The organism is Conexibacter sp. CPCC 205762 (assembly GCF_030646155.1).
Classification (GTDB): Bacteria; Actinomycetota; Thermoleophilia; order Solirubrobacterales; family Solirubrobacteraceae; genus Conexibacter.
The window spans coordinates 37,266-47,651 of record NZ_JAUTDN010000043.1 but is presented as its reverse complement, the minus strand read 5'-3'; the positions used below and the strand labels follow the sequence as shown (position 1 = coordinate 47,651).

9 protein-coding genes are annotated in these 10,386 nt (G+C 71.6%); all 9 read right to left on the bottom strand.

The genetic code is table 11. The features are described 5' to 3' along the window. Positions 1-55 precede the first annotated feature (55 nt). Genes Q7L73_RS24185 through Q7L73_RS24145 form a run of 9 tightly spaced genes read right to left on the bottom strand, consistent with a single transcriptional unit; the run spans position 56 to position 10,285 of the window. Positions 56-1,222 carry an ROK family transcriptional regulator gene (locus tag Q7L73_RS24185; RefSeq protein ID WP_304695719.1) on the bottom strand — a complete coding sequence of 389 codons (1,167 nt, stop codon included), beginning with the start codon at positions 1,220-1,222 and terminating at the stop codon, positions 56-58. Position 1,223: 1 nt separating this feature from the next. Then, positions 1,224-3,101: a glycoside hydrolase family 2 protein gene (locus tag Q7L73_RS24180; RefSeq protein WP_304695717.1), complete on the bottom strand. Its 1,878-nt coding sequence runs from the start codon at positions 3,099-3,101 to the stop codon at positions 1,224-1,226. A 3-nt stretch (positions 3,102-3,104) separates the two neighbouring features. Further along, entirely contained in the window at positions 3,105-3,905 is an 801-nt protein-coding gene (locus Q7L73_RS24175) for a sugar phosphate isomerase/epimerase family protein (RefSeq protein ID WP_304695715.1), read from the bottom strand. Continuing rightward, the gene (locus tag Q7L73_RS24170; RefSeq protein ID WP_304695713.1) at positions 3,902-4,975 is read right to left on the bottom strand and encodes a zinc-binding dehydrogenase; all 1,074 of its coding nucleotides are present in this window, start codon (positions 4,973-4,975) and stop codon (positions 3,902-3,904) included. Before Q7L73_RS24170 ends, Q7L73_RS24175 begins: the two co-directional genes overlap by 4 nt. A gap of 8 nt (positions 4,976-4,983) precedes the next feature. Continuing rightward, positions 4,984-5,817: a carbohydrate ABC transporter permease gene (locus tag Q7L73_RS24165; RefSeq protein ID WP_304695711.1), complete on the bottom strand. Its 834-nt coding sequence runs from the start codon at positions 5,815-5,817 to the stop codon at positions 4,984-4,986. Continuing rightward, on the bottom strand, positions 5,804-6,751 hold the full coding sequence (locus tag Q7L73_RS24160; protein ID WP_304695709.1) for a carbohydrate ABC transporter permease: 948 nt from the start codon (positions 6,749-6,751) through the stop codon (positions 5,804-5,806). The genes Q7L73_RS24165 and Q7L73_RS24160 overlap by 14 nt, the downstream gene beginning before the upstream one ends. Before the next feature lie 8 nt (positions 6,752-6,759). After that, positions 6,760-8,154 carry a sugar ABC transporter substrate-binding protein gene (locus tag Q7L73_RS24155; RefSeq protein ID WP_304695707.1) on the bottom strand — a complete coding sequence of 465 codons (1,395 nt, stop codon included), beginning with the start codon at positions 8,152-8,154 and terminating at the stop codon, positions 6,760-6,762. 35 nt (positions 8,155-8,189) lie between these two features. Further along, positions 8,190-9,152 carry a sugar phosphate isomerase/epimerase gene (locus tag Q7L73_RS24150; RefSeq protein WP_304695705.1) on the bottom strand — a complete coding sequence of 321 codons (963 nt, stop codon included), beginning with the start codon at positions 9,150-9,152 and terminating at the stop codon, positions 8,190-8,192. Next, a complete protein-coding gene (locus Q7L73_RS24145) occupies positions 9,149-10,285 on the bottom strand; it encodes a Gfo/Idh/MocA family protein (protein WP_304695703.1) in 1,137 nt (378 codons plus the stop codon). Before Q7L73_RS24145 ends, Q7L73_RS24150 begins: the two co-directional genes overlap by 4 nt. Between the last annotated feature and the right edge of the window lie 101 nt (positions 10,286-10,386).

Genomic DNA, 10,386 nt, shown 5'->3' with positions numbered 1-10,386 from the left:
CGCCGCCGCGCGAGGCGCCCGCCGCGCCCGCCGCCGGACGCGCCGCCGCCGCGCGCTACCCCGCGCTGACCGCGCGCGCGGCGAGCGCGTCGACGCGGGCGGGGTCGAAGAGGCCGTCGGTCGCCATCGTCGCGGCGCCGACGACGCCGGCCGCCTCGTCGAGCTGCGAGGTGACGATCCGCAGCTCGCGCGTGGCGAGCATCAGCGAGCGCTCGTAGACGGCGCCGCGGATGCCGGCCAGCAGCTCGTCGCCGGCGTGCGCGAGGTCGCCGCCGATCACGAGCGTCGCCGGGTTGAAGAAGTTGACCATCCCCGCCATCGCCTCGCCGATCGTGCGCCCGCTCTCGCGGATCGCCGCGACCGCGAGCGGCTCGCCGCGCTGGGCCGCCTCGACGACCGCGCGCGCGTCGTCGACCGCCAGCCCCTGCGCCGACAGCCGCCGCGCCAGCGCGCCGCCGGAGGCGACCGCCTCCAGGCAGCCGCGGTTGCCGCAGCGGCACAGCTCGTCGGCGTCGGGGACGCGGATGTGGCCGATGTCGCCGGCCGCGCCCTGCGCGCCGCGGTGGATCCGGCCGCCGGTGATGATCCCGCAGCCGATGCCGGTCGCGACCTTGATGAAGAGGAAGTCGCCGCACTGCGGCCAGTGCTCGCGGTGCTCGCCGAGCGCCATGATGTTGACGTCGTTGTCGACCAGCACCGGCGCGCCGAAGGCCGACAGCAGCCGCGGCACGTCGACCCCGTCCCAGCCCGGCATGATCGGCGGGTTGACCGGCCTGCCGCTGGCGAACTCGACCGGCCCCGGCAGCCCGACGCCGATCGCGCGCACCTGCGCCGGCGCGCGTCTGGCGCGTCTCAGCAGCGCCAGCAGCAGCGTCCGCACGCGGCCGAGCACCTGCTCGGGCCCGTCGGCGATCGGCAGCTCGTGCGAGACCTCCGCCAGCACCTCGCGGTTGAGGTCGGTGACGGCGAGGCGGCAGTGGGTCGCGCCGAGGTCGAGTGCGAGGATCACGCCGCCGTCGGGCTTGAAGCGGACGGTCGAGGCGGGCCGGCCGCCGGTCGACGGCCGCGGGCCGGCCTCCTCGACGTAGCCGAGCGCGCTCAGCAGCTCAAGCCGCTGGCCGACGGTCGAGCGCGCCAGCCCGGTCCGCTCGGCCAGCTCCGAGCGGCTCGCCTCCGGCTGGCGCCGCAGGATCTCCAGCAGCGCGCCCGCCCCGTTGCTCACCTCACGCCCCTCCATCGGGGGAGGATGGTGCCACGCCGCGCGTCGCGGCGGCGACCTGCTCGCGCGAGACGACCACCCCGCGCGTGGCGGCCGCGAGCACGGCGAGGTCCGCCTTCGGCTCGCGCGCGGCGGTCAGCAGGCCGTTGGCCTCCTGCCAGGTGTCGGTCAGCTGCGTGTAACAGAAGCCGGCCAGCCGCTCGATCGCGTGGACCTGCGCGAGCAGGCCGGCGTAGCGGTCGGCGAACTGCTCGGCGGAGGCGACGCGGTCGTAGCCCCACGTCGCGTCCTCGGCGGCGGCGGGCGTGAAGGCGATCCCGCCGAACTCGCTCAGCACGACCGGGCGGCCGTCGCGGCGGACGCCGTCGAGCAGCAGCCTGCGGCGGCTGAGCTGCTCCTGCTCCAGCACGCGGTCGAGCCCGTCGGCGTAGCGGGCGGCGAGCACGTCCGCGGTGCCGTAGTCGTGGATCCCGAGCAGGTCGCCGTCGGACAGCTCCCAGCCGTCGTTGCCGAGCGCGGGGCGGTCGCCGTCGAGCGTGCGCGCGAGCGCCTGCAGCGCGGTCACGAGCGCGCGCTGGCGGGGGCTGGAGGGGAGCGCCGGCACGCCCCACGACTCGTTCACCGGCAGCCACGCGACGATGCAGGGGTGGGAGCGGTCGCGCTCGATCGCCTCGACCCACTGCTGCGTCAGCCGCCGCGCCGCCAGCGGCGAGAAGCGGTAGGCGCTCGGCAGCTCCTCCCAGACGAGCAGGCCGTGCTCGTCGGCGAGCCGCAGGAAGCGGGGGTCCTCGAGCTTCTGGTGCTTGCGGACGCCGTTGAAGCCGAGCGCGAGCGTCAGCTCGACGTCGCGCTCCAGCGCCTCGGTCGAGGGCGGCGTGAGGCCGCTGTCGGGCCAGCAGCCCTGGTCGAGCACGAGCCGAAGCGGCAGCGGCTGCTCGTTGAGCAGGAACTGGTCGCGCTCGGCGCGGACGCTGCGCAGCGCGCTGTAGGACGCGACGCGGTCGAGCACGTCGCCGCCGCGGCGCAGCTCGACCGTCGCGTCGATCAGCGTCGGCGATCTCGGCGACCACAGCAGCAGCTCGCGCTCGGAGAAGATGCCGCGGTCGGGCAGCGCGATCGTGCGCGTCAGCTCGCCGTCGCGCAGGCGGCAGACGTCGTCGGCGAGCACGTCGTCGCCGACGCGCAGCGTCACCGCCAGCTCCAGCGGCTCGCGCGGGCGGCCGTCGGGGGAGGCGTCGGGTGCGGAGGGCTCGCGCGGGCGGCCGTCGAGCAGCGCGTCGAGCACGGTCGCCTCGATCGTCAGCGCCCAGTCGGCGACCGACGGGCGCCACTGGAGCGTCTCGATCCGCACGGCCGGCACGACCTCCAGCCAGACGCGCTGCCAGATCCCCGTCGTGCGCGGGTACCAGATCATGTGCGGCTCGTCCTGCCAGTCCTGCTTGCCGCGCGGCTGCTCCATGTCGAGCGGGTCGTCGACGGCGCGCACGACGACCTCCTGCTCGACCTCGCCCGCAAGCAGGGCGTCCGTCACGTCGGCGTGGAACGGCGTCCAGCCGCCGTCGTGGCGGGCGACCTGCTGGCCGTTGACCCAGACGGTCGCGAGCGCGTCGACGGCGCCGAAGTGCAGCAGCAGCCGCTCGCCGTCGCCCAGCGCCGGGGCGGCGAACGAGCGGCGGTACCAGCAGGCGCGGTGAGGGGTGACCTCACCGCGCCCGCTGGCCTCCGTCTCGGGCGCGAACGGGACCTCGATCTCGCTGTCCCAGCCGACCTGCGCCGGCGTGCGCCAGCCGGCGCCGCGATCCCACGCGAACGACCAGCGGCCGTCGAGGCTGCTCCAGTCGCGCCGCAGCAGCGGGCGCGGGTGGTCGGCGATCCGCTCCATCGGCTAGTTGAACAGCGCCGCGACCTGCCGCAGCGACTCCGTCTTGTCGCCGCGGATGCCGCACTCCATCGCGAGGCAGCCGTCGAACTCCAGCTCGCGCAGCGCCGCCGCGATCGCGCCGAAGTCGGTGTGGCCGCTGCCGGGGTGGGAGCGCTGCGAGTCGGCGAGGTGGATGTGCCCGAGGTGGCGACCGGTCTCCTTCAGAGCGGCCGGCAGGTCGTCCTCCTCGATGTTCATGTGGAAGGTGTCGGCGAGCACCTTCACGCGCGGGCTGCCCAGCTCCTCGATCAGGCTGACGGCCTGGTGGAGCTTGTTGAGCATGTGGTCCTCGTAGCGGTTGAGCGGCTCGAGGTAGATGTCGACGCCCTCGGCGTCGGCGTGCGCAGCCAGCTCGGCGAGCGCCTCCAGCAGCACCGAGCGGTCCTCCTCGACCGTGCGCGGCGACTTGAACGGCGGCAGCGCCTTGGAGAAGAGGCCGAAGGCGGCGGGCGTGATCGCGCCTTTGCCGCCGATCGCGGAGATCGTGCTCAGCAGCGTCTTCATGTTCGCGACCGCGAGCCTGCGCACGTCCGCGTCCCAGTCGCCGATGAATCTCTCCGAGATCAGGCAGACCGACGGCATCGGCACGCCCGCCGCGGCCGCCTTCTGCAGCTCCGGCAGCCGTTCGGCGAACGCCTGGTCGCGGCCGTGCAGCTCGATCCCGTGGAAGCCGACCTGCTGCAGCAGCTCCCACTTCTGCTCCAGGGACGAGCCCGGGATCTCGTACTCCTGGACGAGCAGCTTCAGCTCGTGCTGGGCGCTCACGCCGCCTCCTCCGTGAAGTCGATCACGACCTGGACGGCCTCCTGCGGCGACTCGTGCAGCAGCCGGAAGGCCTCGCCCGACTGCGACGCCGGCAGCCGGTGGCTGACGAGCGCCTCCGCGTCGACGCGCCCCTCGGCGCACATGCGGATGAACGTCTGCGCCAGCCGCAGCTCGCTCCAGCGGTGGTCGAGCTCGCGCGAGACGCCCGAGATCTGCGAGCAGCGCAGCTCGATCCGGTTGTGGTGGAACTCCTCGCCGAGGAAGAGGTCGCTCGCGCCGCCCTGGAAGAAGCCGGAGGCGACGACGCGCGAGTTGTACGCCGTCGCGCGGATCGCGTCGTTCAACGCGCCCGCGAAGCCGGTGATCTCGATCGAGACGTCGGCGCCGCGGTTGGCGGTCAGCGCCTTCACCTGCTCCGGCGCGGACTCCTGCGTGATGTCGATCGTGTGGCGGGCGCCGAGCTTGGCGGCCAGCTCCAGCCGCGCGGCGATCCCGTCGATCGCGATCACGTCGCCGCCGTTGACGCGCGCGAGCTGCGCCGCCAGCAGGCCGGGGACGCCCTGGCCGAAGACGGCGACGTCCTCGCCGACGTGGATGTCGGCGTCGAGCACGGCGTTCAGCGCGATCGCGCCGATCTGGCTGAAGATGCCGACGATCGGGTCGACGCCGGCGGGCAGGATCCGCGGCGCGGCGTAGTTCGCGCGGCAGACGTGGTGGCTGCGGTGGCCCCAGGCGCCGTAGACGATGTCGCCGACGACCGGCGACTCGACGTCGGAGCCGACCTCGATCACCTCGCCGACCTCCTCGTAGCCCCAGCCGTCGATCGGGAAGGTGAAGTTCGGCTTCGTGTCGGCGTTGGCCTCGAACAGGCGCGTGGTCTCGTTCCAACGCTTGCTGAGGTAGGGGTTGGAGCCGCGGTAGGCGGTCAGCTCGGTGCCGGCCGAGATGCCGGAGTAGAGCGTGCGGAGGCGGACCTGATGCGGCTCCAGCGGGCGCGTCGAGCGGTCGTCGGGGTCGGGGACGAGCGTGGCGTTGAGCGCTTCTTCGAAGCGGACGACGGTGGACGGCATGGGACGGGTCAGCCTTTCAGTCCGGTCATGGCGATGCCTTGGATGAAGTACCGCTGCGCGATCGCGTAGATCAGCATCAGCGGGGCCAGCGAGATCACGTCGCCAGCCATCAATCGAGCCCAGTCGGTGTTGTACGAGTTGCTGAGGTAGTTGAGGCCGACGGTGAGCGTCATCTTGTCGGGCGTGTTGGTGACGATCAGCGGCCAGAGGAAGTCGCCCCACATCCCGATGAAGGAGAAGACGCCGAAGGCGAGCAGCGACGGCTTGGCCAGCGGGATGATGATCGTGCGGTAGATGCGCCAGTAGGAGGCGCCGTCCAGTCGCGCCGCCTCCTCCAGCTCCTTCGGCAGCGTCATGAAGAACTGGCGCAGCATGAAGATGCCGAACGGGGTCGACAGCTGGGGGATGATCAGCGCCTTGTAGGTGTCGATCCAGCCGAGCTTCGAGATCAGCACGAAGGCGGGGATCAGCGTCACCTGGTACGGCACCATCAGCGAGGCGAGGAAGACGTAGAACAGCAGGTCGCGGCCTCTGAACGTCATCCGCGCGAAGGCGTAGGCGGCCATCGAGCAGAACAGCAGCTGGCCGAGCACGACCGCCGTCGAGATGAAGGCCGTGTTCAGCAGCCAGCGGTTCATCGGCAGGTCGTCCCACAGCGACGTGTAGTTGGAGAACTTCCAGTCGTGGGGGATCCACTGGGGCGGGTAGGAGAAGACGTTGCTGTTGCTCTTGAGCGAGGTCGAGAGCATCCACAGCAGCGGCGCGGCGGCGACGACGGCGAGCGCGATCAGCGCCGCGTAGCCGACCACCCGGCGCGCCAGCGACGCGTTAGCCGAGCTCATAGTTCACTCGCTTGTTGAGGAACTTGAACTGCAGGAAGGTGACGATCCCGATGATCGCGAACAGCACCCACGACAGCGCTGCGGCATAGCCCATGTTGTTGTAGCGGAAGCCCTGCTGCCAGATGTAGAAGTTGTACGTCGTGGCATGCGAGCTGGGCGTGTCGCCGAGCATCAGGTAGATCGAGTCGAACACCTGGAAGGAGCCGATCACGCCCATCACGACGAGGAAGAAGGTCGTCGGCGTCAGCAGCGGGAAGGTGACGTAGCGGAAGCGCTGCCAGGCGCTCGCGCCGTCCAGCTCCGCCGCCTCGTAGTAGTGCGCCGGGATCGCCAGCAGGCCGGCGGTGAAGAGCGTCACGCTCCAGCCGAGGTTCTTCCAGACGTCCATGATCCCGGCGGCGACGATCGCCAGTCTCGGATCGCCGAGCCAGTCGATGTTGACGTCGCCGGGGAGGATCCCGGAGAGGAACCAGTTGAGGATCCCGTACTGCGTGTTGTACATCCATCTCCACAGCAGCGCGACGGCCGCGACCGGCGCGACGTAGGGGATGAAGTAGACGAAGCGGAAGGTCGCCATCCCGCGCAGCTTCTGGTTGAGCGCGAGCGCGATCAGCATCCCCAGCACGATCCCGCTCGGGATCGTGATCAGGCAGTAGATGCCGGTCACGCCGAGCGAGGTGAAGAACTGCGGGTCGTTGACGAGCGCCGTGTAGTTGTCGACGCCGATGAACTGGTGCTCGGTGACGAGGTCCCACTGCCAGGTCGAGATCACCAGCGAGGCGATCAGCGCGCCGACGGTGAAGACGACGAAGTGGAGCGTGCTGGGGGCGAGGAACAGCCAGGCGGCGAGCGTCTCGCGCGACCGCTGGGAGCGCCCCCGGCCCCGCCCGCGCGACTGCGCGCGGGCGGGCGGGGGTGACGAGACGACGCTCATCGCTCAGGTCACTTGGCCGAGGCGAAGACGGCGTCGACGTCCTTGCAGACCTTCTCGGCCGCCGCCTGCGGCGTCGTCTTGCCGCGCCACAGCGGCAGCAGGTCCTCGTCGACTCTGTCCTGGTAGCGGTTGAAGTCGGTCAGCTGCGGGGCGCGGCGGGCCGTCGGCAGCGAGTCGAGGAACGGCTGCAGCGCGTTGTGGTCCTTGACGATCGGCTCGTCTCTCAGCTCGGCCGAGGTCGCGACCGACTTGATCGCCGGCACGCCCTGGCTCTCGGCCAGCCCCATCATCACGCCCTCTCTGGAGGTCATGAAGCGCAGGAAGGCCCAGGCGAGGTCGGGGTTCTTCGAGTTCGACGGGATCGAGTAGGCGGCGAGGTGGAAGAAGTTCGAGCGGCCGGCCGGGCCTCTCGGCAGCTCCGCCACGGCCCAGTCGAGGTCCTTCGCCTCGTTGAAGGCGTAGGCGCCCCAGCGGCCGTCGCCGACGAGCATCGCGGCCTTGCCGGCGGCGAAGATCTCGTCCGGCTCGCGGCCGAGCACGCGGTCCTCGGTCGCGCCCGGGTCGACGCCCGCTCTGCGCAGGTCGTCGAGGAAGGTCAGCGCCTCGATCCCCTCCGGCTCGGTCAGCGTGCATCTTCTGCCGGCCTCGTCGTAGACGGAGCCGCCCGCCGCCGCGACCGCGTCGGCGACCGGCACGAACCACTTCTGCCAGAAGGAGCCCCAGACCTTGTCCGGGCCCTCGCCGCTGGTCAGCTTCTCGGCGGCCGCTCTGTAATCGTCCCAGGTCCAGTCGGCGGTCGGCTCGGCGACGCCGGCTGCTCTGAACAGCGCGCGGTTGTAGTAGAGCGCCTGCGTGTCCCAGTTGTCGGAGAGCCCGACGACCTTGCCGTCGTAGGTGAGCCCTCTGAGCACCTCCGGGTACCAGTCGGAGCTGTCGAACTCTCTGTCGGCCTCCATGTACGGCGACAGGTCGAGCGCGAAGTTGCGGTTGACGAGCGTCGGGATCTGCACGTCGCCGGTGCCGATCACGTCCGGCGCCGAGCCGCCCGCGATCTGGGTCATGATCTTCTGGTCGTACCCCTGGCGCGGGATCACCTGGATGTTGACCTTGGTGCCAGGGTATCTCGCTTGAAACGCCTCCGCCTGCTTCTTGCGCAGGGCGATGTCGCCGGGCGCGTCGGACGCCGCGGCGACCGAGATCGTCCCTCTCGGGGCGGCGCTGACGTCGACTCTCACCGTGCTGGCGACCGTCTTGGTCGGCATCTCGGTGCCGTCTCCGGCAGGGCCGCCCGACGGGCCGCCGCCACTGCCGCTGCCGCAGGCGGCGAGCGCCGCGGCGCTCACGGCCAGGCCGATCGCGGCGCCGACCCGGGGGAGCCGGCGCAGGCTCAGATCGATGCTCACTTCGCTCTCTCCTCTCAGTTACGACAGCGGGCCGGTCAGGCCCACCAGATCGAGCCAGTCGGCTCGGCGGGGACGATCGCCTGCAACAGGTCGATCGCCTTCCGCAGTCCTTCGTCCTTCGACAGCAACGCGTCCTCGTGCTCGATCGAGACGACCCAGTCGTAGCCGACCAGCCGCAGCGCGCTCACGATCTCGCGCCACGTCTGCTCGCCCTGACCGAATCCGATCGTGCGGAAGTACCAGGAGCGCTCCGACAGGCGCGTGTAGCTCTTCGTGTCCAGCACGCCGTTGACGGCGACGTTGCCGCCGTCGAGAAAGGTGTCCTTCGCGTGCACGTGGTGGATCGCTCTGCCGAGCGCCTTGATCGAGGCGAACGGGTCGATCCCCTGCCAGAAGAGGTGGCTCGGGTCGAAGTTGCAGCCGACCTCCTCGCCCGTCGCCGCGCGCAGCCTCAGCAGCGTCTCCGTGTTGTAGACCGCGAAGCCGGGGTGCGGCTCGATCGCGACCTTCACGCCGTGGCGCCGCATCGGCTCCAGCTGCGCGCTCCAGTAGGGGATCAGGACATCGTCCCACTGGTAGTCGAGCGCGCGCGCGAAGTCGTCCGGCCAGGTGCAGGTGATCCAGTTCGGCGTGCGGTCCTGCGGGCTGCCGCCGGGGCAGCCGCTGAAGGCGTTGACGACCTCGACCTCCAGCAGCTCGGCGAGCTGCAGCGTCTTGACCCAGATCGCGTGGTCGTGGGCGGCCGTGTCCGGGTCGGGGTGGACCGGGTTGCCGTGCTGGGAGAGCGCCGAGATCGTCATGCCGCGCGCGTCGAGCTTGCGCTTGAAGGCGGCCGCCTTCGCCGGCTCGGCCAGCAGCTCGTCCATCCCGACGTGCTTGTCGGCGGCGCTGTTGCCGGTCCCCAGCTCCAGCGCCTCGACGCCGAAGCCGGCGAGCTTGTCGAGCATCTCGTCGCAGCCGCGGTCGGCGTAGACCGCGGTGAACACGCCGACCTTCATCGTGGCGCTCCTCCGTTGGCGGTGGTGGTGTGCGTGCGCGCGCCGATCTCGCTCCAGCCGCCGCTCTCGGCGGCCTCGAGCACGGCGTCGGTGACGGCCGCGGCGCGCACGCCGTCGGCCAGCTGCGGGGTGCCGTCGGGCAGCTCGCCCGCCGCGATCCCGGCGTAGACGTCGCGCACGAAGGCGTCGAAGCAGTCGAGGTAGCCCTGCGGGTGGCCGCCGGGGACGACCGCGAAGCGCTTGGCGGCGGGCGCCAGCTGCTCGGGGTCGCGCGTGATCAGGCGGGCGCCGTCGCGGGCGCCGAGCCACAGCGTCTCCGGCTGCTGCTGGTCGAACGCGACGCTCTGGAGCGAGCCGTCCAGCTCCAGCCAGAGGCGGTTCTTGCGGCCGGGCGAGACCTGCGAGACGACGACGTTGGCGAGCGCGCCGCGGTCGGTCCGCAGCGTCGCGACCGCGACGTCCTCGGTCGCGGCGGGCGTGCCGTCGCGCTCGGGCACGGTCGTCTCGGTCGCGCCCTGGACGGCGGTGAAGCGATGGCCGCTGACGAAGCTCGCGAGGTCGCACCAGTGCGAGCCGATGTCGGCGAAGGCGCGCGAGCGGCCGCCGAGCGCGACGTCGACCCGCCAGTTGGTGTCCGACGGCTGCAGCAGCCAGTCCTGCAGGTAGGTGCCGTGCATCAGCCGCACGTCGCCGAGCGCGCCGTCGGCGACCAGCGCGCGGGCGTGGCGGACGACGGGGTGGTAGCGGTACACGAACGGGACCGCGACGAAGCGGCCGGCGTCGGCGGCGTCGAGCGCGAGCTGCTCGGCCTCGGCGCGGTCGAGCGCGACCGGCTTCTCGCAGACGACGTGCTTGCCGTGCTCCAGCGCCAGCTTCGTCAGCGGCGCGTGCAGGTGGTTCGGCGTGCAGACGTGCAGCACGTCGACGTCGTCGGCGGTCGCCAGCTGCTCGGCGGTCGCGGCGGCGCGCTCGGCGCCCAGCTCACGCGCGGCCTGCTCGCCGCGGGCCGGCGTCGAGGCGGCGACGGCGACGAGCGTGGCGCCGGCCAGCCGCGCCGAACGGGCGTGGATGCTGCCGATCATGCCGGTGCCCGCGACCGCGATCCGCAGCGGCTGCGTTCTCTCTCCCTCCATGGCGCGGCACTGTCGCACTTACGTCGAGCGTCGACAAGAGTTTTGGCGAGATTGACGAAAGTGATGTCACTTCGCCCCATCTCGGGGTTTTGAGGTGAATT

Coding starts and splice junctions, on each gene's coding strand:
- Q7L73_RS24180 (WP_304695717.1), bottom strand. CDS start 3,101: ATGGAGCGGATCGCCGACCACCCGCGCCCGCTGCTGCGGCGCGACTGG.
- Q7L73_RS24150 (WP_304695705.1), bottom strand. CDS start 9,152: ATGAAGGTCGGCGTGTTCACCGCGGTCTACGCCGACCGCGGCTGCGAC.
- Q7L73_RS24145 (WP_304695703.1), bottom strand. CDS start 10,285: ATGGAGGGAGAGAGAACGCAGCCGCTGCGGATCGCGGTCGCGGGCACC.
- Q7L73_RS24165 (WP_304695711.1), bottom strand. CDS start 5,817: ATGAGCTCGGCTAACGCGTCGCTGGCGCGCCGGGTGGTCGGCTACGCG.
- Q7L73_RS24160 (WP_304695709.1), bottom strand. CDS start 6,751: ATGAGCGTCGTCTCGTCACCCCCGCCCGCCCGCGCGCAGTCGCGCGGG.
- Q7L73_RS24170 (WP_304695713.1), bottom strand. CDS start 4,975: ATGCCGTCCACCGTCGTCCGCTTCGAAGAAGCGCTCAACGCCACGCTC.